27 protein-coding genes are annotated in these 24,951 nt (G+C 73.3%); 15 read left to right on the top strand and 12 right to left on the bottom strand.

The window, feature by feature from the left end; genetic code table 11:
• Nucleotides 1–76 precede the first annotated feature (76 nt).
• Nucleotides 77–886 (bottom strand): helix-turn-helix domain-containing protein, encoded by an 810-nt coding sequence (locus ACFVTR_RS17835; protein ID WP_387039490.1) that lies wholly within the window; start codon nucleotides 884–886, stop codon nucleotides 77–79.
• A 66-nt stretch (nucleotides 887–952) separates the two neighbouring features.
• Between ACFVTR_RS17835 and ACFVTR_RS17830 the strand changes: the two genes are divergently transcribed.
• The 3 genes from ACFVTR_RS17830 (at nucleotide 953) to ACFVTR_RS17820 (ending at nucleotide 4,775) form a co-directional block, all read left to right on the top strand.
• Nucleotides 953–1,804 carry a phytanoyl-CoA dioxygenase family protein gene (locus ACFVTR_RS17830; RefSeq protein WP_387039489.1) on the top strand — a complete coding sequence of 284 codons (852 nt, stop codon included), beginning with the start codon at nucleotides 953–955 and terminating at the stop codon, nucleotides 1,802–1,804.
• A gap of 53 nt (nucleotides 1,805–1,857) precedes the next feature.
• Nucleotides 1,858–2,640 carry a sugar phosphate isomerase/epimerase family protein gene (locus ACFVTR_RS17825; RefSeq protein ID WP_387039487.1) on the top strand — a complete coding sequence of 261 codons (783 nt, stop codon included), beginning with the start codon at nucleotides 1,858–1,860 and terminating at the stop codon, nucleotides 2,638–2,640.
• A gap of 212 nt (nucleotides 2,641–2,852) precedes the next feature.
• Entirely contained in the window at nucleotides 2,853–4,775 is a 1,923-nt protein-coding gene (locus ACFVTR_RS17820) for a S41 family peptidase (protein ID WP_387039485.1), read from the top strand.
• A 10-nt stretch (nucleotides 4,776–4,785) separates the two neighbouring features.
• Here the strand turns inward: ACFVTR_RS17820 and ACFVTR_RS17815 are convergent, their stop codons facing one another.
• Together ACFVTR_RS17815 and ACFVTR_RS17810 are read right to left on the bottom strand one after the other, a co-directional pair.
• Complete coding sequence (locus tag ACFVTR_RS17815) at nucleotides 4,786–6,138, bottom strand: glutamyl-tRNA reductase (protein ID WP_387039483.1); 1,353 nt, start codon at nucleotides 6,136–6,138, stop codon at nucleotides 4,786–4,788.
• Between the two features lie 94 nt (nucleotides 6,139–6,232).
• The gene (locus ACFVTR_RS17810; RefSeq protein ID WP_387039481.1) at nucleotides 6,233–6,997 is read right to left on the bottom strand and encodes a hypothetical protein; all 765 of its coding nucleotides are present in this window, start codon (nucleotides 6,995–6,997) and stop codon (nucleotides 6,233–6,235) included.
• 350 nt (nucleotides 6,998–7,347) lie between these two features.
• Between ACFVTR_RS17810 and ACFVTR_RS17805 the strand changes: the two genes are divergently transcribed.
• The 7 genes from ACFVTR_RS17805 to ACFVTR_RS17775 all read left to right on the top strand — a co-directional run bounded on the left by ACFVTR_RS17805 (nucleotide 7,348) and on the right by ACFVTR_RS17775 (nucleotide 13,455).
• Nucleotides 7,348–8,676 carry a MinD/ParA family protein gene (locus ACFVTR_RS17805; RefSeq protein WP_387039480.1) on the top strand — a complete coding sequence of 443 codons (1,329 nt, stop codon included), beginning with the start codon at nucleotides 7,348–7,350 and terminating at the stop codon, nucleotides 8,674–8,676.
• Nucleotides 8,677–8,766: 90 nt separating this feature from the next.
• Complete coding sequence (hemE, locus tag ACFVTR_RS17800) at nucleotides 8,767–9,912, top strand: uroporphyrinogen decarboxylase (protein ID WP_387039478.1); 1,146 nt, start codon at nucleotides 8,767–8,769, stop codon at nucleotides 9,910–9,912.
• A complete protein-coding gene (gene hemG / locus ACFVTR_RS17795; RefSeq protein WP_387039476.1) occupies nucleotides 9,909–11,417 on the top strand; it encodes a protoporphyrinogen oxidase in 1,509 nt (502 codons plus the stop codon). The genes hemE and hemG overlap by 4 nt, the downstream gene beginning before the upstream one ends.
• Nucleotides 11,418–11,520: 103 nt before the next feature.
• The gene (locus tag ACFVTR_RS17790) at nucleotides 11,521–11,985 is read left to right on the top strand and encodes a hypothetical protein (protein ID WP_387039474.1); all 465 of its coding nucleotides are present in this window, start codon (nucleotides 11,521–11,523) and stop codon (nucleotides 11,983–11,985) included.
• A 39-nt stretch (nucleotides 11,986–12,024) separates the two neighbouring features.
• Entirely contained in the window at nucleotides 12,025–12,432 is a 408-nt protein-coding gene (locus ACFVTR_RS17785) for a phage holin family protein (RefSeq protein WP_157425514.1), read from the top strand.
• Nucleotides 12,416–12,724, top strand: coding sequence for a hypothetical protein (locus ACFVTR_RS17780; protein ID WP_387039472.1), 309 nt, complete (start codon nucleotides 12,416–12,418; stop codon nucleotides 12,722–12,724). The genes ACFVTR_RS17785 and ACFVTR_RS17780 overlap by 17 nt, the downstream gene beginning before the upstream one ends.
• Before the next feature lie 26 nt (nucleotides 12,725–12,750).
• Complete coding sequence (locus tag ACFVTR_RS17775) at nucleotides 12,751–13,455, top strand: GntR family transcriptional regulator (protein WP_387039471.1); 705 nt, start codon at nucleotides 12,751–12,753, stop codon at nucleotides 13,453–13,455.
• Nucleotides 13,456–13,461: 6 nt separating this feature from the next.
• On the opposite strand, the gene ACFVTR_RS17770 is transcribed toward ACFVTR_RS17775, so the two are convergent.
• The 7 genes from ACFVTR_RS17770 to idi are packed head-to-tail and all read right to left on the bottom strand — an operon-like array spanning nucleotide 13,462 to nucleotide 19,121.
• Nucleotides 13,462–14,346 carry a prenyltransferase gene (locus ACFVTR_RS17770; protein WP_387039469.1) on the bottom strand — a complete coding sequence of 295 codons (885 nt, stop codon included), beginning with the start codon at nucleotides 14,344–14,346 and terminating at the stop codon, nucleotides 13,462–13,464.
• Entirely contained in the window at nucleotides 14,336–14,647 is a 312-nt protein-coding gene (locus ACFVTR_RS17765) for a lycopene cyclase domain-containing protein (protein WP_376942377.1), read from the bottom strand. Before ACFVTR_RS17765 ends, ACFVTR_RS17770 begins: the two co-directional genes overlap by 11 nt.
• The gene (locus ACFVTR_RS17760) at nucleotides 14,644–15,024 is read right to left on the bottom strand and encodes a lycopene cyclase domain-containing protein (protein WP_387039467.1); all 381 of its coding nucleotides are present in this window, start codon (nucleotides 15,022–15,024) and stop codon (nucleotides 14,644–14,646) included. Before ACFVTR_RS17760 ends, ACFVTR_RS17765 begins: the two co-directional genes overlap by 4 nt.
• The gene (gene crtI / locus ACFVTR_RS17755) at nucleotides 15,021–16,586 is read right to left on the bottom strand and encodes a phytoene desaturase family protein (RefSeq protein WP_387039465.1); all 1,566 of its coding nucleotides are present in this window, start codon (nucleotides 16,584–16,586) and stop codon (nucleotides 15,021–15,023) included. The genes ACFVTR_RS17760 and crtI overlap by 4 nt, the downstream gene beginning before the upstream one ends.
• Nucleotides 16,583–17,494 carry a phytoene/squalene synthase family protein gene (locus ACFVTR_RS17750; RefSeq protein WP_387039463.1) on the bottom strand — a complete coding sequence of 304 codons (912 nt, stop codon included), beginning with the start codon at nucleotides 17,492–17,494 and terminating at the stop codon, nucleotides 16,583–16,585. The genes crtI and ACFVTR_RS17750 overlap by 4 nt, the downstream gene beginning before the upstream one ends.
• Nucleotides 17,491–18,552: a polyprenyl synthetase family protein gene (locus tag ACFVTR_RS17745; protein WP_387039461.1), complete on the bottom strand. Its 1,062-nt coding sequence runs from the start codon at nucleotides 18,550–18,552 to the stop codon at nucleotides 17,491–17,493. The genes ACFVTR_RS17750 and ACFVTR_RS17745 overlap by 4 nt, the downstream gene beginning before the upstream one ends.
• A complete protein-coding gene (gene idi, locus ACFVTR_RS17740) occupies nucleotides 18,549–19,121 on the bottom strand; it encodes an isopentenyl-diphosphate Delta-isomerase (RefSeq protein WP_387039459.1) in 573 nt (190 codons plus the stop codon). Before idi ends, ACFVTR_RS17745 begins: the two co-directional genes overlap by 4 nt.
• A 100-nt stretch (nucleotides 19,122–19,221) precedes the next feature.
• On the opposite strand from idi, the gene ACFVTR_RS17735 reads away from it, so the two are divergent.
• Nucleotides 19,222–19,782 (top strand): MarR family winged helix-turn-helix transcriptional regulator, encoded by a 561-nt coding sequence (locus ACFVTR_RS17735; protein WP_387039458.1) that lies wholly within the window; start codon nucleotides 19,222–19,224, stop codon nucleotides 19,780–19,782.
• 21 nt (nucleotides 19,783–19,803) lie between these two features.
• Here the strand turns inward: ACFVTR_RS17735 and ACFVTR_RS17730 are convergent, their stop codons facing one another.
• Nucleotides 19,804–20,247 (bottom strand): pyrimidine dimer DNA glycosylase/endonuclease V, encoded by a 444-nt coding sequence (locus ACFVTR_RS17730; protein WP_387039456.1) that lies wholly within the window; start codon nucleotides 20,245–20,247, stop codon nucleotides 19,804–19,806.
• A 115-nt stretch (nucleotides 20,248–20,362) separates the two neighbouring features.
• Here ACFVTR_RS17730 and hemQ point away from each other — a divergent pair, with 115 nt between their 5' ends.
• Genes hemQ through ACFVTR_RS17710 form a run of 4 tightly spaced genes read left to right on the top strand, consistent with a single transcriptional unit; the run spans nucleotide 20,363 to nucleotide 23,965 of the window.
• Nucleotides 20,363–21,115, top strand: coding sequence for a hydrogen peroxide-dependent heme synthase (hemQ, locus tag ACFVTR_RS17725; RefSeq protein WP_376942361.1), 753 nt, complete (start codon nucleotides 20,363–20,365; stop codon nucleotides 21,113–21,115).
• Nucleotides 21,115–22,203: a ferrochelatase gene (locus tag ACFVTR_RS17720; protein WP_387039455.1), complete on the top strand. Its 1,089-nt coding sequence runs from the start codon at nucleotides 21,115–21,117 to the stop codon at nucleotides 22,201–22,203. The genes hemQ and ACFVTR_RS17720 overlap by 1 nt, the downstream gene beginning before the upstream one ends.
• Nucleotides 22,200–23,150 carry a hydroxymethylbilane synthase gene (gene hemC / locus ACFVTR_RS17715; protein ID WP_376942357.1) on the top strand — a complete coding sequence of 317 codons (951 nt, stop codon included), beginning with the start codon at nucleotides 22,200–22,202 and terminating at the stop codon, nucleotides 23,148–23,150. Before ACFVTR_RS17720 ends, hemC begins: the two co-directional genes overlap by 4 nt.
• 14 nt (nucleotides 23,151–23,164) lie before the next feature.
• Nucleotides 23,165–23,965 (top strand): uroporphyrinogen-III synthase, encoded by an 801-nt coding sequence (locus ACFVTR_RS17710; protein WP_387039514.1) that lies wholly within the window; start codon nucleotides 23,165–23,167, stop codon nucleotides 23,963–23,965.
• A 13-nt stretch (nucleotides 23,966–23,978) separates the two neighbouring features.
• Here ACFVTR_RS17710 and ACFVTR_RS17705 read toward each other — a convergent pair whose 3' ends face one another.
• The gene (locus ACFVTR_RS17705) at nucleotides 23,979–24,947 is read right to left on the bottom strand and encodes a phosphotransferase family protein (RefSeq protein WP_387039453.1); all 969 of its coding nucleotides are present in this window, start codon (nucleotides 24,945–24,947) and stop codon (nucleotides 23,979–23,981) included.
• Nucleotides 24,948–24,951 lie beyond the last annotated feature (4 nt).

Below are 24,951 nucleotides of genomic sequence, written 5' to 3'. Positions count from 1 at the left end.
GCGACGTGCGAACGCCCCCGCGATCCTCACCGCGGGGGCGTTCGTGCGTCTCGCCCAAGGGGTCGGCGTGGGAGAGCTACCGGCGGTGCCGCTTGCGGAACTGCGCCGGGCCCACGCCCACGCGCTGCGTGAAGAGGCGCGAGAAGTATGCGGCGTCGTCGTAGCCGACGCTTGCGGCCACGGCCTGCACCGACAGCGTGGTGGAGACCAGCAGGCCGCACGCGCGGTCGATCCGCGTGCCGATGACGAGCTCGTTCGGCGTGCCGCCGGTGACCTCGCGGACGTGGTCGCGGAGCGTGCTCACGCTGACGCCCGCGAGCCCGGCGCGGGCCGCGACGTCGAGGTGCAGGGCGGCGTCGGCCTGCAACGCCGCGACCGTCGCCTCGCTCGCGGTCGACGCGGCGCGTCCGGCGACCGAGTCGGCGAGGAGTCCCTGCGCGAGCATCGAGGCGTCGACGGCGGCCCGCCAGCCCAGGCGTCCGAGCGCATCGCGCAACGACCCGAAGCGGTCGAGCAGATCGTCGGGCAGCCGTGCGCCCGGCTGCACGGGCCGGCGCCGGTCGAGCACGCCCATGCCCTCGAATGCGGCGGCCGTCGCCCCGGAGTAGAGCACCCAATGCTCGGTCCAGCCCCGCGGCGAGGCGTAGTCGTGCGGGCGCTGCGGGAACACCTGGATCGTCGCCGGCGCCTCGACCTCGATCGTGCCGACGAACGGATCGCGGTAGACGCCCGAGCCGCTCGTGACGAACACGATCGCGTAGTCGCCGAGTCTGCGTTGCGCGCCGAACCCGGGTGACGGGCCCTCGTGCCGACCCGCGCCGAGGCAGGCGAATCCGTGCTCGACCAGGAGCGGATGCGACTGCGAGTAGATCGCCCAATCGGTCATGAAAGTCCAATTCTGTGCTGTCAGGAGTCTATTCCGCCGGCACTCGCCCGAGTTGATCATGGATTCATGCTGACGTCGAACGGATACGTGCTCGAAGAAACTCCATCGCGTCTGGGCGAGCTCGAGCCCGTGCCGATGGACGAGCGCGGCGATCGCGAGGCGCTGTGGACCCGGCTGCGCCGCGACGGCTACCTCTACCTCACCGGGCATCTCGCGCCCGAGGACGTGCTCGAGTTCCGTCGCTACTACTTCGAGGCGCTCGCCGAAGCGGGCCTCATCGCCGAGGGGTCCGACGCGGTCGACGGCATCGCCGCGCCCCACGACGTCGACCGTGGTTCGTATCGGCGCATCCTCTTCGATGAGATCGTCCCCGGCGCGCAGTACGAGGCGCTCTGTCGTTCGCCGCGGATCGCCGAGTGGTTCGCCTGGCTCCTCGACGACGACGTGCACCTCCACCGGCGCAAGATCATCCGTCACACGAAGCCGGGCGAGCACGGCATCGGCACCGCCACGCAGGCCCACTACGACCTCGTGTACCTCCGCGAGGGCAGCGACCGGGTGCTGTCGATGTGGATCCCGCTGGGCGACATCCCCCTCGAGCGCGGCGGACTGGCCTACCTCGAGGGCAGCCACCGGCGGGTCATGGCGCAGGAGGCGGCGGGCGAGCTCCGCCACCCGGCGGCGTCCATCACGGCCGACCTGCCCGGTCTCGCCGACGAGCACGACACGCGCTGGCTCGTCGCCGACTACGCGGCCGGCGACGTGATGGTGCATTCGGCGCACATCGTGCACGCCGGCCTCGACAACGTCGACACCGAAGGGCGCATGCGTCTCTCGACCGACATCCGGTACCAGCGGCTGTCCGAGCCGATCGACTGGCGCTGGCAGCACCACTGGCACCTGGACGACGGATTGTGAGCCGGCCGGGGCCCTCCGAGCGGGCGGCGAGCCCCGCTCCGCCGCTCGTGCTCATGCCGGACTGGGGCAGCGGCCTCGGGCCGTCCGAGCTCCCGGCCTCGGCCGTGGCGGCGGGATACGACGGCGTCGAGCTGTGGTGGCCGGTCGGTCGCCGAGCGCAGGGCGACCTCGCGGATGCGGTGGCCACGACGGGCGCCTCGCTCGCGTTGCTCGTGACGAGCGCCGCCGAGGACCCGGGGGCGCACGCCGACGAGATCGAGCAGCAGATCGAGGAGATCGACCGGTCGGGGCTCCCGGCCGAGCACGTCACGCTCCACCTCGGGCGCGACCACTGGGACGTCGCCGTGCATCACGAGCTCGCCGAGCGGGTCGTCGGCTGGCGGCGTCGTTTCGGGCGCAGCATCCTCGTCGAACTGCACCGCGGTCGGATGCTGCATTCGGCGCACCACTCGCTCGCCCTACTGGCCGAGCACCCCGAGCTGCGCGTCACGTTCGACATCTCGCACTGGATCGTCGTCGCCGAGTCGATGCTCGACGATCAGCAGGCCGCGGTCGACCTCGCGATCGCGCGCGCAGACCACGTCCACGCGCGGATCGGCCACCCGCAGGGGCCGCAGGTGGCCTCGCCCGTTGCGACCGACACGGCGATCGTCGAACGCCACTTCGCCTGGTGGGGGAGGGTCGTCGATCGCATCAGGAGCGAGGGGCGGCGTCCGACCCTGCTCGCGGAGTTCGGCCCGGTGCCGTACGCGCCGGCGCGGCGCGACGGACGAGCCGTCGTCGACCCCGCGCGGTCGAACCGATGGATCATGGGGGAGGTCCGCCGCAGGTACTGAACCGCGGCTCCGTCGATCTCCGGGCAGGCACTGATTCGGCGATGCGGGCGAGGGAACATTCTGAATGAGGATCTCTCATCTCTGTGGCGTCGCGCGGCGCGGGCACTCCGTCGCCGTCCTCGCGGAGATCGAGCGCGTCGTCGCCGACCTCGCGGCTCCGATCGTCGACGGCGCCCACGTGAAGGGGCCGCGTTCCGGAGGAGGAGACCATCATGTCGATGTCGACCACCGAACTGGGCGCCGATCACGGGCTGGGCACCGTGCGAACGATGCCGGAGTTCCGCGCCCACGTCGGGTCGAGCACCCTCACCCCGGCCGACCGGCGCACGCTCGTCGACCAGGCGGAGATCCTGCTCGACGGCCTCTACGTGCACCTGCCGCTCAAGCGCGCGATGCACGCGGTCGACCCGCTGCAGAGCCTTCGGCTGCTGCGGCACCGACTGCCCGAGCTCAGCGAGCCCGAGTTCCACATGGCGCTGCAGCGCGTCGTCCTCGGCCTGCGTGACCTGCACACCAACTACATCCTCCCCGAGCGCTACGCCGGGTTCGCGTTCCTCGGCATCCTCGTGGAGGGCTGCTTCGACGCCGAGGGCCCGCACTGGATCGTCACCAAGACGTTCGACCACCTCACGGGGGACCCCGCGCTCGCCGTCGGCGCGGAGGTGACCCATTGGAACGGCACGCCGATGGCGATCGCCGTCGAACGCAATGCGGCGCGCGAGGCCGGCAGCAACAAGGCGGCGAGCCTCGCCCGCGGCCTGGAGAACATGACGCTCCGGCCGATCGGCATGTCGTTGCCGCCCGACGAGGACTGGGTGGACCTCACGTACCGCGTCGGCGTGGTCGAGCACGAGACGCGGCTGCCCTGGCGCGTGTTCGAATCGGCGGGAGAGGTGACCGGCGGGGACGCGAGCGTGCTGCTGCCCCACGGGGTCGCCGCCCCGGTGTCGCATCTCGTCGGCCTCGACCTGAAGACCGAGTTGAGCCGGCTCATGAAGCGGCGGCTGTTCGCGCCGGCGTCGATCGAGGAGGAGGCGCGGGTCGCGCGGGGCGACACCGAGGTGCCCGAGACGACTGCCGCGCAGCAGGAGGCAGGGGTCGTGCCGACGACGAGACCCGCCGAGCTCAAGGCCCGCACCGTCGAGACGTCGAGCGGCACGTTCGGGCACCTGCGCATCTTCACCTTCCACATGCAGGACGCCCAGATCGAGGCGTTCATCAACGAGGTCGCGCGATTGATCTCGGTGCTGCCGCAGGACGGGCTGATCCTCGACGTGCGCGGCAACGGCGGCGGCTACATCATCGCCTCGGAGTTCCTGCTGCAGTTCTTCACGCCGCGAAGGGTCCGGCCCGAGCCGATGCAGTTCATCAGCACCCGCCTCACCGCCGATCTCTGCGGCAGCGTCGCCGACTACGGCGCATGGAAGCCGTCGATCGACGAGTCGGTGACGACCGGGGCGCCGTTCTCGAGCGCCGTGCCGCTCTACCCCGACGAGGTCGTCAACAGCGTCGGCCAGCTCTACCACGGACCCGTCGTGCTCGTCACGGACGCGCTCTGCTACAGCGCCACCGACATCTTCGCCGCGGGGTTCCAGGACCACGCGATCGGGCCCGTGCTGGGCGTCGACGACAACACCGGCGCGGGCGGCGCCAACGTGCTGACCCATGCGGCGCTCCGCGAGGACTGGGTCAGCGGGCCGCTGCGAGCGCTGCCCGCCGGCGCGGAGTACCGGGTGTCGTTGCGCCGTTGCCTCCGGGTCGGCGACCGCTTCGGGCAGCCCGTCGAGGATCTCGGCGTGGTGCCCGACCACGTGCACCGGCTCACCGAGCACGACCTGACCGACGGCAACGCCGACCTGATGGACGCCGCGGGCGCGCTGCTCGCGGGCCTTCCCACCCGGATGCTGGATGCCGAGCTCGCCCCGCCGTCGGGCGGCGCCCGAACGCTCGTGCTCACCACGGCCGGCGTCGAGAGCGTCGATGTCTACCTCGACGGGCGACCGGTCGCCACGACCGAGACAACCGACGGGATCACCGAGCTCCAGCTCGAGCTGTCGGTCGGCGCGGGCGGCGAGCTGCGCCTCGAGGGATTCGACGACGGGAGGCTGGTCGCCGCGCGCCTGCTCGGAGTGTGAGGCCGTCGGGTCAGTGCAGCTCGTCGGCGCGCACGCCGAACACGGCCTCGAGGCCGTCGATCCACGCACGCTGGTCGCCCGCCCGGGCGTACTCGCGCGAGCGCACCATGGGGGTGTGCAGGAGCACGCCGGCCATGTGCCGCAGCGCCGCCTCGACGCGCTCGTCGACCGCGGCGTCGCCCGTGCTGCGCGAGAGCGCACGCGCGATCTCGGCGTCGAGCACCCCCTGCACGTGCGAGCGCAGTGCGACGACCGAGGGGGCGAGGTCGAGCTCTTCGCCGACCGCGCCGAAGTTGCGTGCCGCGCGGTCGACGATGACGCGGGCGTCGTCGGTCGCGCCGAGCTCCTCGAGCGGGGCGTGGCGGCGGATCGTCTCGAGGTCGAGGAGTTCGACCCCGTCGACGTCGACGACGTCGGTCGCGACGTTGCGCGGCATGCCGAGGTCGATGACGAGCTGGCGCGCGTCGTGCGCGGCCTCGGGCACCGGGCACCAGGCGCGGAACTCCGCGAGCACGGCCGACGACGAGGCATCCGGCGCGGTGTGCGAGGCGGCGAGCGTCGCTCGGCCGCCCTCGAGCAGCACTCCGTCGACGACGTGGTGGTCGGCGGTCGTGCAGGTGATGATGACGTCGGCGGCCGCCGCGGCGACCGCGTAGCCGGCGTGCGAGACCGCGGTGATGTCGTGGGTGCCGGCGAACTTCGCAGCGCGGCCCGAGGGCGAGTAGACGCGGACGTCGTTCGCGCCGCGGTCGCGGAGTGCGGCGAGCGTCGCGCCCGCATACTGGCCGGTGCCGACGAGCAGTACGCGCGCGGCGGACCAGTCGCTGACGCGGCTCGACGCGAGCTCGAGGGCGAGGCGCACGAGCGAGCGGCCGGCGCCGCCGACGCCCGTCTGGTTCTTCACCCGGCGGGAGGTCTGGGAGGCGCGCTGGAACAGGCGCTCGAGCTCGGGCGTCGTGGTGCCCTCGGCGCGGGCCCGCTCGAGCGAGCGGCGCACCTGGCCGGCGATCTCGCCCTCGCCGACGACGACCGATTCGAGGCCGGAGGCGACGGAGAAGAGGTGGCCCGCGACGGCGTTGCCGTGCACGAAGCCGAAGGTCGCGCGCAGTTCGTCGGGCTCGAGGCCGGCGACGTCGCTCACGGCGCGGATGGCTTCGTGGACCGCGGGGACGGGGGAGTGCCCCTCGGGGGTGTCGAGGTCGAGGTAGGCCTCGAAGCGGTTGCAGGTCGCGACGACGACCGCGCCCTGGAGCGTGTCGTGACGGTCGAGGATGCGCGGCGCGGCGGACTCCGCGTGCGCCGACAGACGCTCGAGTGTGTCGAACCCGGCGTTCTTGTGGCTCGCGGTCAGGCAGATGAGCACGTGAAGATTCTACCCGCGGTCGAAGGCGAGGATGACTCACGCGGTCACGGGGTCCGTGCGCGCCCGCGCCGCGGCACCCGGAGACGCGGTGCGGCTAGCGCGCGGCTGCCAGCATCTCGCGGGTGATCACGGGGATCGGCGCCGTGAGCGGCGGCAGCTCGAGACCCTCGCGTTCGAGGGCGGCCCGGTGCTGGGCCTTCCACGAGCGGACGACCGCGTAGAACGGCGCATCGGTGACGGCGAAGGTGCCCGGGCGCTCGGTGCCGAGGATGATCGGCAGCGCGATGCTCGCGCCGTCGCGGCGGACCCGGACGACGACGATCGGCACGGGGCGGCTGCCGGCGATCATCTCATCGGCACGGATGTTGCGGATCTCGTGCCACGCGAACAGCGCCGTGCGACGGGGCCGGCGGCCGCCGCTCCAGAACGAGAGTCCGAGGTCGTCGGCGACGATCGAGAAGCGGTGCGACAGCGCGGCACGACGGCCGAGCAGTTCGGCGAGCATCGCGTCGAGCTCACGGTGGCGCAGCCCGCATTCGACGGCGCCGTCGAAGCTGTGCTCGAGCGCGCGGCGCCTGGCGCGGCACCGGGCGAGCACCGCGAGGCGGACCGAGAGCGCCACGACCACGAGCACGGCGACGGCGCCGAGGAAGGCGATGGTGCCCGCCCTGCCCGACACCTCGGGCAGCCGCGGCACGAGTCGCTCGACCTGCGGCGCGCCGGCGATGAGCGCACCGACGACGAGCGCGGTGATCACGGCGACGAAGACCGTCGGGGGAGTGCGGCGCTCGACGCTGTTCATCGGGGCGCGCCGCTCGGGCCGCCGCTCGTCGGTCGGCCGGCGCCGGGCGGAAGGCACCCGCATCCGCACAGGCAGGCGGGCATGGGCGTGATGGGCATGGTGACGATTCGGGACACGTCGCTTCTCTCCGTGGGTGGCGGAGGCGCGTCGACGTCGACGTCGACACGTCGTCGTGCCCGGGGGGACGGCACAACGGAACCGACTCTAGCGCGAACGCGCGCGCGAAGGTAAGGGTTCTTCAGCTCGGCTCGCAAGCGACGTCGGGCCCGGTGCCCCGTGCCCTCCGAGGGATCACGACCGCACCGGCTACGCTCGGTTGCGGGGGAATCGCACAGCATCCGGTCGTGTCCGGGTGCTGTTCGGCGTTCGCCGCGTCCCCCGCTGACGCGCATGGGGGAGATGTGAACGTGAATACCGGCCAGCCGACCGTCTACGTGCGATCGAGCACGGTGGCGGAGGTCCATCTCGGCGGAGAAGTCGAGCAAGTCATCGCCTCCAGCCGGGATGCGCTGAACGATCGCATCGTCGAGGCGATCCGACTGCGCGCGGCTTCCGCCGGGACTCCGTTGACGGCGCACCTCGTCGACGGGGCCCGGAGCTGGCCGCTCGTCATCCACCCCGACGGCTCGGTGACGATGCCCGACGCTGCGCCGGGGCATTCCCGAACCGACGAGGCGGTCCCGATCGCCACGGCGCCGGTCCCCGTCTCCGCGGCCCCGGCGGGCACGGCGCCGCCGGCGAGCCCCGTGCCCGCGACGCCGCCGCGCGCCGCAGCAGCCCCGACCGCCGCCCCGTCCACCGGTAAGCCGACGGTGGACGACCTGCTCAACAGCCGCAGCCGCCCGCGTCGCGATCGGGCGACGACCGGCTGGCGCGGCGCCGTGCGCAGGGCGACGCGGGGTGCGATCTCGCCCGCGCCCAGCCGCGCCGAGCAGTCGCGCCTCGAGCGCGAGCGCGCGGTGCAGCGACGCCTCGGCGGGCCGCGCACGATCGTCATCCTGAATCCCAAGGGCGGCGCCCACAAGACGACGAGCACGCTGCTGCTCGCGGCGACGTTCGGAACCCTCCGCGGCGGGTCGACCCTCGCCTGGGACAACAACGAGACCCGCGGGACGCTCGGGTGGCGCGCCCAGCACGCGCCGCACCATCGCACCGCGGTCGACCTGCTGGGCGACCTGCCGAGCTTCACCGATGCGGATGCCTCGAGCCTCGCCCGCCTCGACGCCTACGTCCGCACGCAGGTCGACGCCCGCTTCGACGTGCTCGCCTCCGACGAGGATGCCACCGCGTCGTCCACGATCGACGCGGCCGCGTTCGATCGGCTCCACGAGGTGCTCGCCAAGTACTACCGGATCATCCTCATCGACACGGGCAACAACATGCGGGCGTCGAACTGGATCGCCGCGGTCGCCGCGGCCGACCAGCTCGTCATCGTGTCGACGGTGCGCGAGGACACGGCGGCGAGTGCCGCCTGGCTCCTCGACGGGCTCCGCGAGAAGGGCTTCGGGCAGAAGGTCGACGAGGCCGTGACCATCCTGGCCGCGCCGTCGGCCCGCCCCGACCCCGCGCTCGTCGACCGGCTCGAGTCGCACTTCTCGCAGGTCACCTCCGCGGTCACCCGGGTGCCCTTCGATCCGGCCCTGGTGGACGGCGGGCCGATCGACTTCGAGGCGCTCTCGGACGGCACCCGCGATGCGTGGCTGTCCGCGGCCGCGGTGATCGCGGAGCGGCTGTAGGCGCGAGGCGTCGACGCGAGCCGCGGGGCGAGGCAGCCCGGGATGGCGCGTGTGGAAGTCCTCCCAGCCCGATGCGAGACAATGTCGGGCGTGATCCTCTCCCCGCAGCACCCGCTCTCCGCAGGCCTCACCTCCGACTCGCGACTCGTTCGGGCCTACCGCGGGGAACGCGCCGACACGACGCCCGTCTGGTTCATGCGGCAGGCCGGCCGGTCGCTGCCCGAGTACCGCGACCTCCGCGTCGGCACGCGCATGCTCGACGCCTGCCTCGACCCGGCGATGGCGAGCGAGATCACCCTGCAGCCCGTGCGCCGCCACAAGGTCGACGCGGGCATCTTCTTCAGCGACATCGTCGTGCCGCTGAAGCTCGTGGGCGTCGACGTCGAGATCCAGCCGGGCCGCGGCCCCGTCTTCGGCAAGGGGTACGCGAATGCCTCCGCGGTCGCCGAGCTGACGGCGATCGACCCGGCGCGTCTCGACGAGGCATCCGGCCCGATCGCCGAGGCGGTCGCGCTGACGATCGCCGAACTGGCGACGACCGACAACGGCTCGGGCACCGCGACCCCGCTCATCGGCTTCGCCGGCGCCCCCTTCACGCTCGCGGCGTACCTCACCGAAGGCGGTCCCTCGAAGGACCATCTCGCGGCCCGCACCCTCATGCACGCCGACCCCGGCGCCTGGCGCGCCCTCATGGAGTGGACCGCCGAGCTCACCGGGCGGTTCCTGCGCACCCAGGTGCTCGCGGGGGCCTCCGCCGCGCAGCTCTTCGACTCGTGGGCCGGCGCGCTCTCGCTCGCCGACTACGAGACGCACGTCGCCCCCGCCTCGGCGAAGGCGCTCAGCCACGTGCACGACCTCGAGTACACGACGACGGATGCCGCGGGGCAGGCGCAGCCCGCCCGCCCGGTGCCGGTCGTGCACTTCGGCGTCGGCACCGGCGAGCTGCTCGGCGCGATGAAGGAGGTCGGGGTCGACGTCGTCGGCGTCGACTACCGGGTGCCGCTGTCGGTGGCGGCCGAACGGGTCGGCCCGGGCGTGCCCCTGCAGGGCAATCTCGACCCCGCGCTGCTCGCGGCGCCGTGGCCCGTGCTCGAGGCCGCCGTGCGCGAGGTGCTGCGCCAGGCCGAGGCCGCGCCGGCCCACGTCTTCAACCTCGGCCACGGCGTGCCGCCCGAGACCGACCCGACCGTGCTCACCCGGGTCGTCGAGCTCGTGCACGAGGCGGGCGCGGCGTGAGCGACGCGACGCCAGCCGCTGCCGAGCGCCTCTCGGCCGACGTCGTCGTGATCGGCGGCGGCGTCGCGGGCATGGTCGCGGCGCTCGAGTGCGCGAAGATCGGCCTCGCCGTGACGATCGTCGAACGACGCGACGAGCTCGGCGGCTGCGTGGGCCGCATCGAGCTCGACGGGCTCACCCTCGACTCGGGCGCCGAGTCGTTCGCGACCCGCGGCGACGGCGTCGCCGAGCTCCTCACCTCGCTCGGCCTCGACGACGAGGTGGTCGACCCGAACCGCGCCGGCGCCTGGCTGGTCTGGGGCGACGGCGACGGCCTCGACGCCGCGCCGCTGCCGAAGACGGGCGTGCTCGGCATCCCCGCGAACCCGCTCGGCGACGACGTGCGCCGCATCATCGGCTGGAGCGGCGCGACCCGCGCCTACCTCGACCGGATCAAGCCGATCCTCCGCATCGGCCGGGCGCACAGCCTCGGCGAGCTCGTGCGCTCGCGCATGGGCCATGCCGTGCTCGACCGGCTCGTGACCCCGATCTCGTCGGGCGTGTACTCGGCCGACCCCGACCTCCTCGACCTCGACCTCGTCGCCCCCGGGCTCAACGAGGCGATGACCCGCACCGGCTCGCTCTCGGGCGGCGTCGGCCAACTGGTCGAGCAGCGCAAGGCGGGCGGCGCCGTCCGCGGCCTCCGCGGCGGCATGCACACGCTCGTCGACGCGCTCGCCCGCGAGCTCGAGCGCTTCGGCGTCACCGTCCTCACCGGTATCGAGGCGACCGGCCTCGAGCGCGACGGCACGGGTTGGCGAGTGACCGGCGAGCGGGCGATCGAGGCCGACCCCGACGCCGCCGTCGTCGCCGATGCCCCGCAGTCTGAGCCCGTCGAGCTCAGCGCCCCCGACGTCGTGCTCGCCGCCGCGGCGCACACCTCGCTCGGCCTCCTCGAGGCCGCCGTCGAGGGGTGGGAGTCGACGACGGACTGGCCGCAGGGGGCATCCATCGAACTCGTGACCCTCGTGCTCGACGCGCCCGCGCTCGACGCCGCGCCCCGCGGAACCGGGGTGCTGGTCGCCGCGGACACGCCCGGGGTCGCCGCGAAGGCGCTCACCCACTCGACCGCGAAGTGGTCGTGGCTCGCCGAGGCCGCGGGCGGTCGCCAGGTCGTGCGCCTCTCGTACGGGCGTGCCGGCCAGGCGAACCCGCTCGAGGGGCGCGGCGACGAGGAGGTCGCGGCGCTCGCGCTCGCCGACGCGAGCGCCCTGCTCGGCGTGCCGCTCGACGCGGGGATGCTCCGTGCCGCCGGCCGCACCGAATGGCGCGACGCCGTCTCGCACGCCGCCCTCGGGCAGCTCGATCGGGTGCGCGCGCTCGACGACGCGATCGCCGCCGAACCGGGCATCGAGGTCACCGGCTCCTGGGTCTCGGGCACGGGGCTCGCCTCGGTCGTCCCGCATGCGAAGGCGGCCGCCGCACGGGTCAGGCACCGCCGCGTGGCGCCCGACGGCACTGCATAGCCGAAACGGAATATTTCGTCGCAACCCCCTTGCGCGGCTCCGCGCGGGGTCTACGCTGGAGAGGTCGCTGCATGCGCCGCAGTGCGGAAAGTCGGGGGTGCACATGAAGGGCAAGATCCTCTTCGTCGTCGGACTGGGAGTCGGGTACGTGCTCGGCACCCGGGCGGGCCGTGAACGGTACGAGCAGATCAAGCGCGCCGCCGAGGGGGTCTGGAACACTCCGGCCGTGCAGCAGGGCGTCGACAGCGTCAAGGGCTTCGCCGCCGACAAGGTCGGCGACCTCTCCGACAGCGTGCTCGACGGCGTGAAGACGTTCATCGGCAACGCGACCCGCGGCTCAGGAGCCACGAAGCAGGACGTCTCGGACGTCGCGGCGAAGGCCAAACAGGGCGTCTCGAAGGGCGCCAGTGCGACGAAGTCCGCGGTGGACGACGTGGCCGACACGTTGAGCGAGGCGATCGACTCCGCCGCCGATGCGGCCGAGAGCGCCGCGAAGCCGTCGAAGCCGACCGCCGCGAAGCCGACCAAGGCCGCCCCGAAGCGGGGCAGCACGTCGCGCGGCGCCTAGCCCGCGGCATCCGACTCACAGAATCGAGGTGACCGCGCGATGGCCGCACCGACCAACGACGAACGCTCGCTCTTCACACTGATCGGCGAACTGCCCGACACGATCTCCAACCTCGTGCGTGCCGAGATCGACCAGATCAAGGCCGAGGTCAGCTACAAGGTCAAGCACTTCGGCATCGGCTCGGGCTTCTTCGTCGTCGCCCTGGTCGTCCTGCCGTTCCTGATCTTCACCCTGCTCGCGGCCGCGATCTTCGCGCTCGCGCTGGTCATGCCGGCGTGGGCGGCCGCGCTCGTGGTCTCGGGCGTGCTGCTGCTGATCATCGCCGTGCTCGTGTGGATCGGCATCGTGAACTTCAAGCGGGGCTCCGAGCCCCTCGAATCGGTCGAGAGCCTGAAGGCCGACCTCGACGCCCTGAAGGGAACGGGTGACTATGACCGCCGCTACTGACGCCCAGCGCCCCTCGAAGCGCGAGACGGCCGCGCGCGAACGCAACCTCACCCGCGTCGAGGCCCGCGCCGCGTCGGCGAGGGCGCGCGCCGAGTTCGCCGGCACGCTCAACGCCCTCGAAGACAAACTGAACGTGCCCAAGCAGGTCGGCCTCCGCGTCGACCGGGCCAAGGTGTCGCTCAAGGCGTTCTACGACGAGCAGCCGGGCGTCGCGATCGCGGCCGCGGTCGGCGTCGCGGCCGCGGTCGGCAGCCTCGTCTGGCTCATCGTGCGATCGAAGCTCGGCGACTGAGCGGCACGAGACGAGAGGATGCCTCGGTGCCGCCGCACTCCGCAGACACCGCCGTCGAACGGGTCGCAGAGGCGCTGCGCGCCGAGATCCTGAGCGGCACGGTCGCGCTCGGCTCGCCGCTCCGCGAGGAGGCCGCGGCCGAACGGTTCGGGGTGTCGCGGCACACCGTGCGCTCGGCGTTCCAGCGGCTCGTCGCCGAGCGGCTCGCCGTGGCGGAGGCGTACCGCGGGGTGCGCGTCGTGAGCTTCGACCCCGACGAGATCGTCGCGCTGCAGCAGCTGCGGGCGGCGCTCGAGGGCGAGGCGGTGCGGATCGCCGGTGAACGCCACGGTGCCGTGTGGCCCGAGGCCGCGCTCGCCCCGGCCGTCGCGGTGCTCGAACGGCTCGAGGAGATCGCCGGGGCGGCCCCGGGCGCTCGTCCGCCCGCCGTCGACCCGGGGGCGGGTGCGGACGCGGACGCGGACGACGGGATCGACTGGCTCGAGGTGGAGCGACTGCACGCCGACTTCCATCGTGCGATCGTGGCCGCCTCGTCGAGCCCGCGCATCGTCGAGGCGCACGACGCGCTCGGCAGCGAGCTGTTGCTCTTCCTGCTGCACGTGCGGCCCCACTACACGCTCGAAGGGCTTATCGCCGAGCATCGCGGACTGCTGGGCGACGTGCAGTCGCGCGGCGCCGAGGCCATGCGCGAGCACCTCGCCCACTCGACCGAGCTGCTGCTCGAGAGCTGAGCGGACCTACGCCGTGATCGCGGCGTACCAGATGAGCAGCATCGTGACGAGGAACCCGACGACGTAGTTGATCGCGAGGAAGCGACGCCAGCCGGCGTTCGCCCGGCCCGAGTCGGCGTCGCCCAGGGCGGAGTACGGCGCGGCGGCCGCGAGATAGGGCACCACGAGGAGCGCCGCGAGCGGGCCGGGCCAGTCCGTCGCGAGCATGAGCAGCCCGGCGACCGTCCACGCCGCGCTCGCGAAGCGCACCGTGCGGCGTGCGCCGAGCACCGTGGCGATGGAGGCGATGCCCCCGGCCCGGTCGGGCACGATGTCCTGCACGGCGCCGAAGGCGTGGCTCGCGACGCCCCAGGCGAAGAACGCCGCGAGCAGCGCGAGGAGCTGCGGCGTGAACGTCGCGCCCGCGAGCACGAGCCCGTAGACGGCCGGGCTCACGAAGTGCACACTCGAGGTCGCCGAGTCGAGGAACGGCACCTCCTTGAAGCGGAGCCCCGGCACCGAGTAGGCGGCGACGGCGAAGAGGCTGACGGCGAGCACCACCCAGGAGGCCGGACTGCCGAGGAGGACGAGGGCGAGCACGAACGGTGCGCACAGGGCGATCGCGGCGCCGATCGTGAGCCGGTGCCGACCGGGCTCGAGCAGCGCGCCCTCGACGCCGCCCTTGCGCGGGTTCGCGGCGTCGCTGGCGTAGTCGAACACGTCGTTGACGCCATACATGGCGAGGTTGTACGGCACGAGGAAGAAGAGCGCGCCGATCACGAGCGCGACGTCGACGTCGCGGGTCGTCAGCAGGTACGCGGCGGCGAAGGGGAAGGCGGTGTTCACCCAGCTCAGCGGGCGGGAGGCGGTGAGGAGTTCGGGGACGACGCCGCGCCGCGTGTCAGTCGGCATGGTCGGGCTCCGCGGGGGCGAGGAGGCTCCAGAGGCCGCTGAGCAGGAGCACGCCCGCGAGCGGGTAGGCGAAGTCCTCGATCGGGGCGAGCCCGACGCGCACCCCCCAGATGTGCGCATCGGCATAGCCGAAGAGCCCGGTCGCGATCATGATCGTGTCGAACACCGCAGTCAGCGCTACGAGCGCGATCGCGGTCACGAGCACGGCGCGGGCATGGCCGTGCGGAGCGTGGCGCCACCCGAGCAGCGCGACGAGCACCGCGACCGGGAGGAAGGCGATCGAGAGCAGCGCGTAGGTCATCGCCGCGCCTCCCGTGCCCGTCGCGGCTCCCGCTCCCGCCCTCGCTCCCGTTCCCGCCCCCGCGGCGCGATCGCCCGCAGTGCGCCCGTGTAGAGCACCAGCGTGAGGTAGCAGAGGAAGGCGAGGAAGACGAGCTCCTCGAGCGGCAGCTCGGGCGCGAGCAGCACACCGGTGCTCACCGGGTTCTCACCCCGGTGGAAGACGCCGAGGCCGATGCCGGCGAGATCCCAGAGGAGGAAGAACGCGAGCCCCAGTGCGACGATCAGGGCGGCGCGCCAAGCCCGACCGGGCGCGGCGAACACGAGCCGGAACCGCACGTCGAGCAGCACCATGCAGGCGAGCCCGCCCGCCAGGATCGCGAGGTACAGGAAGCTCATGCCGGCACGCTCCGCACCGACGGCTCGGGCAACGGGCCGGCGCCGCGCTCGCCGCGGACCGCCTTCAGCACGAGCTCGGCGCTGATGAGGCACATCGGCAGGCCGATGCCGGGCACCGTCGTCGCGCCCGCGAAGTACAGCCCCTCGACCGTCGGGGAGGCGGTGCGGCCGCGGAGGAACGCGCTCTGCCGCAGCACGTGCGCGGGTCCGAGCACCGAGCCCCGCCACGAGTTGAAGTCGTCGGCGAAGTCGGCCGGGCCGACCGTGCGGCGCACGACGATGCGCTCCGCGAGGTCGGCCTCGCCCGTCCACGCGGCGATCTGCGCGATCGCGGCATCGGCGACGAGCTCGACCACGGGGTCGCCGGCGCCGCCGGTTCCGCCGTGGCCGAGGCCGGGGTCGGCGGGCACCGGCACGAGCACGAAGAGGTTCTCGTCGCCCTCGGGAGCGACCGTCGGGTCGCTCGCGCTCGGCATGCAGACGTAGAGCGAGGCCGGGTCGGGCACCGACGGCGAACGGCCGAAGATGCTCGCGAAGTTGCCCGCCCAGTCCTCGGTGAAGAGCAGGTTGTGGTGCGTCAGCCGGGGGAGCCGCCCGCGCACGCCGAGCATGACGAGCACCGCACCGGGCCCCGGGTCGGCGCGTCGCCACGAGGCCTCCGACCGGCTCCGGTGCTCGGGCGGAAGCAGGGCCTGCTCGGTGTGGTGCAGGTCGGCGGCCGAGACGACGAGGTCGGCCTCGGCCGTTCGCTCGGCTCCCGACGCGTCGAGGTGGCGGATGCCCCTGGCCGCCCCCGACTCGACGACGATGCCGGTCACCCGCGTCTTCGTCACGATGCGCGCCCCCTCCCGTCGGGCGAGCCGCGCGACGCCGTCGATGAGTTCGCGGAACCCGCCCATCGGGTAGCGCACACCGTCGTCGAGGTCGAAGTGGCTCATCAGGTGGTACATGCTCGGCGCCGCCTGCGGCGAGGTGCCGAGGAACACCGCCGGATACCCCAGCACCTGGCGGAGCCGTTCGTCGCGGAACCTCGCGGCGACGAATCGGTCGAGCGGTTGCAGCAGGAGACGCGTCAGCCGACCGAGCCGGCGGAGCACGGGCGCCGAGACGAGCGCGCCGGGCGAGGAGAAGTCGGTGTACAGGAAGTGGTCGACCGCGAGCCGCGCGGTCTCGCCCGCCGAGTCGAGGTGGCGCTCCAGCGCCTCCCCGGCGCCCGGCTCGATCGCCTCGAAGGTCGCGACCGAGCGCGCCCGGTCGGAGCCGAGGTCGACGGGCTCGGGCCGGCCCTCGAAGAACACCCGGTACCCCGGGTCGAGGCGGACGAGCTCGAGCTCGGCGGCGGTCGTCGTGCCCATGAGCCGGTAGAAGTGCTCGAACACCTCGGGCATGAGGTACCACGACGGCCCGGTGTCGAAGCGGAAGCCCGAGGCATCCCAACGCCCCGCACGACCGCCGATCTCTGCGCCCTGCTCGTAGACGGTGACCTCGTGGCCGTCGCGGGCCAGGAGCGCCGCCGTCGCGAGCCCCGCGATGCCGGCGCCGATCACGGCGACCCGCATCATGCCGGCACCCCTTCAGTCGGCGCCGTCTCGGCTGGATGCGGTCGTGAGGCCGCGGCACGGACGAGCAACAGCAGCTTGCGGGTCGTCGGCACGCTCACGCGGGTGGTCAGCAGCTCGTCGGCAGGGGTGCGCCGGAGGCGCTCGGCGAGGGCGGAGAAGAGCGCGTGCGCCGCGGCGACGGCCCGGCGGCATCCGCCCGGCAGTTCGCCGACGACCTCGCCCGCGATCGCGAGGTCGCGATCGATGTCGTCGAGGAGGCGGTGCTTCTCGGCCTCGCCGAAGTGCCGTGGGTCGATGCCGGGGAAGTACCGGCGGTCGAGCGCGCCGACGTCGTCGGCGAGGTCGCGCAGGAAGTTGACCTTCTGGAACGCGGCGCCGAGGTGACGGGCGCCGCGCTGCCAGCGCGCGTCGCGGCCCGCGTCGACGGGCAGCTCCTCGCTGAACGCGCGCAGGCACATGAGCCCGACGACCTCGGCCGAGCCGTGGACGTAGTCGCGCAGTTCGGCCTCGTCGAAGGCCACGGGGTCGAGGTCTCGGCGCATCGAGGCGAAGAACGGCCGGGTCAGCTCGGTGCCGAACCCCGTGGCCCGCGCCGTCTGCGCGAACGCGTGCACCACGAGGTTCGAGCTGTAGCCGCGGGCCATTGCGAGCTCGGTCTCGGCCTCGAGCGCGTCGAGCAGCTCGCGGCGCTCGACCGGAGAGAGTCCGGCCTCGGCGGCGGGGCCGTCGACGATCTCGTCGGCGATGCGCACGAGGGCGTAGAGGTCGGCCAGGTGGGTGCGGATCGCGGGCGAGCACAGCCGGCTCGCGAGGCCGAAGGAGGTCGAGTAGCGCGAGATGACCTGCGCGGCGCTCTGTCGTGCCGTGCGGTCGTAGAGGGCGAGGCCGGTCGGCGCTGCGGCGCTCATCGCGCACGCTCCACGCATCGTCGCGCCGTCGCGGTGAGCGACGACGTCAGCCGGCGCGGCAGCCGGGCCCGGTCGACGGCGGCGACCGCGTCGGCGCAGCGCTCGTCGATGAGCCGCTCGACCCGGTCCCGCGCCCCGCTCGACTCGATCACCCCGCGCAGGCGGGCCGCGCCCGCCTCGTCGAGTTCGGGGCGGCCGAAGTCGGCCGCGACCGAGCCCCACGTGGCGTGCTCGCGGGCGTAGGCGATGAGCAGGGTCTCCTTGCCCTCGCGGAGGTCGCCGATCACCGACTTGCCGGTGACGGCGGCGGCGCCGAAGACCCCGAGCACGTCGTCGCGCAGCTGGAAGGCCACCCCGAGGTGGCGGCCGATCGCGCCGAGCTCGAGCACGGACTCGGCGGGGGCGCCGCCGAGCACCGCGCCCGCCTGCAGCGGGGCGCTGAACGAGTACGAGGCGGTCTTGTGCTCGATCATCGCGAGGATGTCGCCCTCGCCGGGCGCGCCGCCCGACTGGCCCACGTCGGCGTGCTCGCCGGCGGCCGCGAGGAAGACGCACTCGTCGAGGATGCCGAGCAGCAGCTCGCGCACCCCGACCGGGGCGTCGAGGCCCGCCACCACGCGGTGGGCGCCGCTCAGCAGCAGATCGCCCGCGAGGATCGCCGAGGCCTCGCCGAGCTCGTTCGCCCGGGTGCTCGAGAGCCCGCGGGCGAGGCCCTCGAGCGCGAAGCGCCCGGCGACGTTCGGCTCGCCGCGGCGCACGAGGTCGTGGTCGATGACGTCGTCGTGCATGAGGAACGCGGTGTGCAGCAGCTCGAACGCGGCGGCCAGTCGCACCGCCTCGACGGAGCTCGCACCGGCGAAGGCGGCGTGGGCCTCGAGCACGAGCGCGGGCCGGATGCGCTTGCCCCCGGCGGCGCCGTCACGGGCCGCCTGCCACAGGAGCACGTAGTCGCTGCCGTGCCCCGTCGCGCGGTCGAGCCGCTCGGTGAACCACTGGTCGAGGTACTTGTCGACCGCGGCGCGCTCGGCGACCGGGCGATCGAGCGTCGTGCCGATCATGAGGCGATCGCCTCCCGGGCTGAGCGGTCGGCGCGGGAGCCGCCGAGGAACGGCAGCAGCCTCGACTGCAGCACGAACCACGGGCTGAACGCCCAGGGCGCGTGCTCGATGGCGAGGGCGAGCTGCTCGAGCTCGACCCAGCGGTGGTCCATCACCTCGCCGGGGTGGGGCTCGGGGGTCGAGGCGGTGGTCGCGGTGTAGACGGGGCAGAGCTCGTTCTCGACGATCCCCGAGGCGTCGGTCGCCCGATAGTGGAAGGTCGGGAGGACGAGGTCGATGCGCTCGAGCTCGAGCCCGAGTTCGAACTCGCCGCGGCGGCGGACCGCGTGCAGCAGCGTCTCGGCGGGGGCGGGGTGACCGCAGAACGAGTTCGTCCAGACCCCGGGCCAGGCCTGCTTCGCGAGGGCCCGCCGCGTCACGAGCAGCTCGCCCCGGCCGTTGAAGACGTGGCACGAGAAGGCGAGGTGCCTCGCGGTGTCGAGTCCGTGCACGCTCGACTTCGGCGCGCGGCCGACCGGGCGATCGTGCGCGTCGAGCAGCACGACCTCTTCGATGTCGTCGGGACCCATGCTCGCTCCATCCCTCGATGATCGCGTCGCCGCGACCTTTATCTGCTTCGGCTAGTAATTAGCTTAGCGAGAATAATGCCGAGTTCGCTAGAATCTCTCCATGGCAGCAGCGGGGGAATCGGGCCACGACGTCCGAGCGGCGATGCACGACCCCAGGGTCTTCGACGCCGCCGGAGAACTCGTCGACCGCACGGGCCTCGACGACGCCGAGATCGACCAGATCGTGCGGGTCATGCAGAGCCTGCGCGACTGGCACGATGCCGCGCGGCGCATGAGCGAGGCCTCGAGCCGCTACATGAAGCTCAACGAGACCGACATGCGGGCCCTGCGCTTCCTCATCGCCGCGCGCAACCAGGGCGAGATCGCGACGCCCGGCGCGCTCAGCGAGTACCTCGGCATCTCGAGCGCCTCGACGACCAAGCTCCTCGACCGCCTCGAACGCGGCGACCACATCACCCGCGCTCCGCACCCGAGCGACCGCCGGGCGATCGCCATCGCCGTCACCGACGAGACCCGGGCGGTCGCCCGCGAGTCGGTCGGGCGCCTGCACGCACGACGGTTCGCGGCGGCCGCCGCGCTCGCGCCCGCCGAGCGCGAGGTCGTCATCCGCTTCCTCGACGCGCTCAGTGCGACCGAGCTCGAGCTCGAGCACGAGGACTGAGCCCCGCGGGCTCCGATCGGCTCACGCGTCCGGACGCGCCCGCTCCCACGAGGCGACGGGCCCCTCGACCACCGCGAACAGCGGGTGCGGCTCGGGTGCATCGACTCCGCCCCAGCGCAGCGCGAGCTCGGGACTGCGCACCTCGAGCTTCGCCATGAGATGGCGCCATTCGAGGGCCAGCTGCTCCGTCGCGACCTCGATCGCGACGGGTGCGGCGCTGCGTCGATGCACCTTGCTCCCGTCGAAGCGGTACCCGCGCTCGCCGGCCTCGGCGGCGACGCCGGCGAGATAGTCGCCGATCGCGCCGAGCGGGTCGGGCAGCTCGCGGAACCGCTCGAGCTGCGGATGGTTCGTGTACCCGCGGGTCGCGCCCTCGAGCACCGCCTGCGCGAGCAGCGTCTCGCGCCAGCAGGCGGTGAGGCCCTGCCGGTCGAGGTACCGGGGATGCACCGACCAGATCCGCATGGCTGGCAGCCTATGCCGAGCCGCCCGCGACCCGGGGCCCGTCGAACGAGCGGCGCGGGCGCGGGGCATCCGCATCGCTTTTGGCCGTTCGCTCGGAAAGGGGGAGACTGGAGGCATGTCTTCCCCCGCTGCCGAAGCGGCAGCCGACGCGTTCCAGAACAATTCCGATGCTGCAGGGGCCGACGGCCAGCAGTCACCAGAGGGCTACACGGTCTTCGCGGTGCTCCGTCGCGACCCCGCCCGCCCCGACGACTTCGACGGGCACGACGTGCGCCGCGTCGTCGAAGAGCTCGACGGCGTGATCTCGCTCGTCGAGAACGAGGGCGTGACCCTCCGCGGCATCTACGACGTCTCGGGCCTCCGCGCCGACGCCGACGTCATGCTGTGGCTGCACGGCCCGACCGCCGAGGGCCTCCAGTGGGCGCTCCGCGAGCTGCGTCGCGCCCGCCTCCTGAAGGCGCTCCTGCCGACGTGGAACGCGATGGGCGTGCACCGCGACGCCGAGTTCAACAAGGCGCACGTGCCCGGCTTCCTCCGCGGCCTCGAGCCCAAGACCTGGATGACGGTCTACCCCTTCGTGCGCAGCTACGACTGGTACCTGCTCGACCCCGCCGAGCGCAGCCGCATGCTCGCCGAGCACGGTCGCAAGGGCGCCTCCTTCCGCGGCGCGATCGCGAACACCGTCAGCGCCTTCGCCCTCGGCGACTACGAGTGGCTGCTGCCGATCGAATCCGACGAGCTCACCGAGCTCGTCGACATGATGCGCGAGCTCCGCGCCACCGACGCGCGCATGCACGTGCGCGAAGAGGTGCCGTTCTACACCGGTCGACGCATCACGACCGCCGAACTCGTGGAGGTCCTGCAGTAATGGCGCACTACGACGCGATCCTGCTGTCGTCGTTCGGCGGCCCCGAGGGCCAGGACGACGTGATCCCGTTCCTCCGCAACGTCACCGCCGGGCGGGGCATCCCCGACGAGCGCCTCGAAGAGGTCGCCCACCACTACCGCCACTTCGGCGGGGTGAGCCCGATCAACGAGCAGAACCGGCAGCTGAAGGCCGCCCTCGAGGCCGAGCTCGCGACGCGCGGCATCGACCTGCCCGTCTACTGGGGCAACCGCAACTGGGCGCCGTACTTCGGCGACGTCGTCGCCGAGGCGTCGGCGGCGGGTCACACACGCCTGCTCGGGCTCGTCACGAGCGCCTACACGAGCTACTCGGGCGTCGGCCAGTATCGCGAGGACTTCGAGAAGTCGACGGCCGGCACCGACGTGGCGATCGACCGGGTGCGCGAGTACTTCGACCACCCCGGCTTCGTGCAGCCCTTCGTCGAGGGCGTCTCGGAGGCCACGGCCTCGCTGCGTGCCGAGGGCGTCGCGCCCGAGCGCACCCACATCATGTACGTCACCCACTCGATCCCGAACACCGCGGCGAAGGCCTCGGGCGTCGGCTTCGAAGACCGGGTCGGCACCGACGAGGGCGGCGCGTACGTCGCCCAGCACCTGGCCGTCGCCGCCGTCGTCAGCGAGCAGGCCGCGCCCGACTCGCCGCGCTCGCTCGTCTACCAGTCGCGTTCGGGCGACCCGCGCACCCCGTGGCTCGAGCCCGACATCAACGACGCCATCGAAGAGCTGGCGGCGGCCGGGCAGACCGACGCGATCGTCATCGTGCCGTTCGGCTTCGTCTCCGACCACATGGAGGTCATGTGGGACCTCGACAACGAGGCGATCGAGACGGCGGGCGAGCACGGCCTGAAGGCGCGGCGCGTGCCGACGCCGGGCGTGCACCCGGCCTACGTCGCCGGTCTCGTCGACCTCGTGCTCGAGCGCGTGAACGACGTGCCCGACGCCGAGCGTCCGCACCTCACCGCGCTCGGCCCGTGGCCCGACCACGCGCGCATCGCGGGCGGCGCGGTCGTCGAGCCGGCGGCCGAATCGGCGGAGGCGACGTCGCGATGACCGTCATCCGGGTCGGCACTCGCGGCAGCGCACTCGCGATGGCGCAGACGCGCCAGATCTCCGAGCGGATCGCGAAGGCCGCCGGGGCCGAGATCGAGCTCGTGCCGATCACCACCCAGGGCGACACCTCGCGCGCCTCCCTCGCCTCGATCGGCGGCACCGGCGTCTTCGCCGCCGCGCTCCGCGAGGCGCTGCTCGCGGGCGAGTGCGACCTCGTCGTGCACTCCCTCAAGGACCTGCCGACGGCCGAGCACGAGGGGCTCCGCCTCGGTGCCGTGCCGAAGCGGGTCGACGCCCGCGACGTGCTGTGCGCGCGCGACGGGCTCACCCTCGCGACGCTGCCCGAGGGCGCCCGCGTCGGCACCGGTTCGCCGCGACGCATCGCACAGCTCGGCGCCGCGCGCCCCGACGTCGTCGCGGTCGATCTCCGCGGCAACATCGACACCCGGCTCGGCAAGGTCGAGTCGGGCGAACTCGACGCGGTGCTGCTCGCCGCCGCCGGGCTCGGCCGTCTCGGGCGGCTGGATGCCGCGACCGACCACCTCTCGCTCGCCGACTGGCCGACCGCGCCGGGCCAGGGCGCCCTCGCGATCGAGGTGCGTCGCGAGCGCGGCGACCGCGACCTCGAACGGGCCCTCGAGGCGATCGACCACGCCGTCACCCGGGCCACCGTCCTGGCCGAGCGCCTCGTGCTCGCCGGACTCGAGGCCGGCTGCGCCGCCCCGGTCGGAGCGACCGCGTTCCTCGAGGACGAACTTCTGTTCCTGACGGCGAGCGTGTACAGTGCCGACGGGACGCGGCGACTCACCAGTTCGCACGCGGCCACCCCCGAAAGCCGCTCGGCCGCCGATCTGGCGGATGCGGCACGCGACGTCGCAGACCGCGCCGTCGACGAACTCCTCGGCAACGGCGCCGCAGACCTCGTTCCCCCTGAGGAGCAGCCGTGACTGAATTCGAACCGATGACGGGCGCCATCAGGCTGCCCTCGTCGGCCGCCGGCGCCAAGCCGCTCGCCGGCTGGCGCGTGCTCGTGCCCCGTGGCGGGCCCTGGGGCGACGGCGTCGCCGCTGCGCTGCGCTCGCGCGGCGCATCGCCGATCATCGCGCCGCTCATCAACTTCGCACCCGCCGACGACCAGCCGGCGCTCGAGGCCGCGCTCGCGAAGCTCGCCGCGGGCGGGTTCGACTGGCTGACCGTCACCAGCGCGACGACGGTCGACGTGCTCTCCTCGTACGGTGCCGTGATCCCCGAGACGACGAAGGTCGCAGCGGTCGGCGAGACCACCGCTGCCGCGCTCGTCGCCGCGGGGTACCACGCCGACATCGTGCCGGCTGAAGACAACTCGGCGCGCGGCATGCTCGAGGAGTGGGAGGCCGCCACCGAGGGCGCCGCGGGTCTGCGGGTGCTCGCACTGCGCTCGGCGATCGCGAAGCAGGTGCTCTCGATCGGCCTCGAGCGCATGGGCCACCACGTCGAGGCCGTCGTCGCCTACCGCACGGTGGGCGTGCCCGTCACCGAGAAGGTCGCCGCCGACGTGCGCGCCGGCCTCGTGAACGCCGTGCTCATCACCTCGGGCAGTGTCGCGGAACAGGTGCAGGACCAGCTCGGTCCGCTGCCCGAGTCGACGCTCGTCGCCGCCATCGGCCCGCAGACGAAGCGGGACGCCGCGACCGTCGGCCTCCGCGTCGACGTCGTCGCGCGCGAGCGCTCGGCCGAGTCGCTCATCGACGCGGTCGTCGAGGCCGCGACGGCGCTCGCCTAGCGCGCCGCACCGGTCATCCGAGCTCGTCGACCGTCTCGACGAGCCATTGCCGCACCGCCCGGTCGTGCTCGTCGAACCAGGCGCCCGAGTACGCCCTCGGCGCCGCCTCGACCGTCATGACGAGCGCGAGGTAGGCGGCCCACAGCCGCGTGCGCGTCCTGGCTGCCGTACCGGGCATCGGCTCGTTCCCGCTCGCGGCCGCGTACGCCGTGCGGAATTCCTCGTCGGCGTCGACCGCCGCCGGCACCGCCCGCATGAGGTAGCGCGACGGCAGGTCGGCGGTCGGGTCCGCCCACATGGCGCGCTCGTGGTCGATGACCCCGGTGATCCGCCCGTCGCGGGCGAGCAGGTTGCCGTCCCACAGGTCGAAGTGCACGAGCGTCGGCGTCACCACTTCGTCGAAGGCGTCGGATGCCTCGTGCAGGCGCCCGCGCAGCACCTCGGCGTCGACGGGCAGCCCGACGCCGAAGCGGCGCCCGTCGGCGAGCACGGCGTCGAGCTGCGCGAGGTAGGCGGCGCGGGCGGTCGGCGCCTGCAGCTCCGCGCGGAAGGGGTAGCCGAACACGGGCGGGCCCCCGTCGGCGCCGGTGCCGGCACCCGCGCGATGCAGCGTCGCGAGCAGCCGGCCGAACTCCGCCGGGTCGATCCCGTCGCTCGGGGGTGCTCCGTCCAGCTCGGAGAGCACGATCGCCTCGCGGCCCTCGAGCTCGACCTCGCCGAGCAGCTCGGGCTGCGGGGCGTCGGCCCCGGCCAGCGCCGTGAGCGCGTAGGCCTCGGTGCGCAGGAGCTCGCGCTCGTGCGTCAGGCCCGCGACGGGCGGGGGAGCGAGCTTCACGACGGCGGTGCGGCCGTCGTCGAGCGTCACCCGGGCGACGGCGTTCGCGAACCCGCCCGAGAGGGGTTCGAGGAGGCGCACGGTTGCACCGCGCTCCGCGGCCCAGCGCTCGGCGACACGGGTGAGGAGCGGGCGGGCGTCGGTCATCGGC

Source organism: Agromyces sp. NPDC058126, assembly GCF_042884595.1.
Taxonomy (GTDB): Bacteria; Actinomycetota; Actinomycetes; order Actinomycetales; family Microbacteriaceae; genus Agromyces.
The sequence above is the reverse complement of the archived record's forward strand: the minus strand, read 5'-3'. Positions and strand labels throughout refer to the sequence as shown.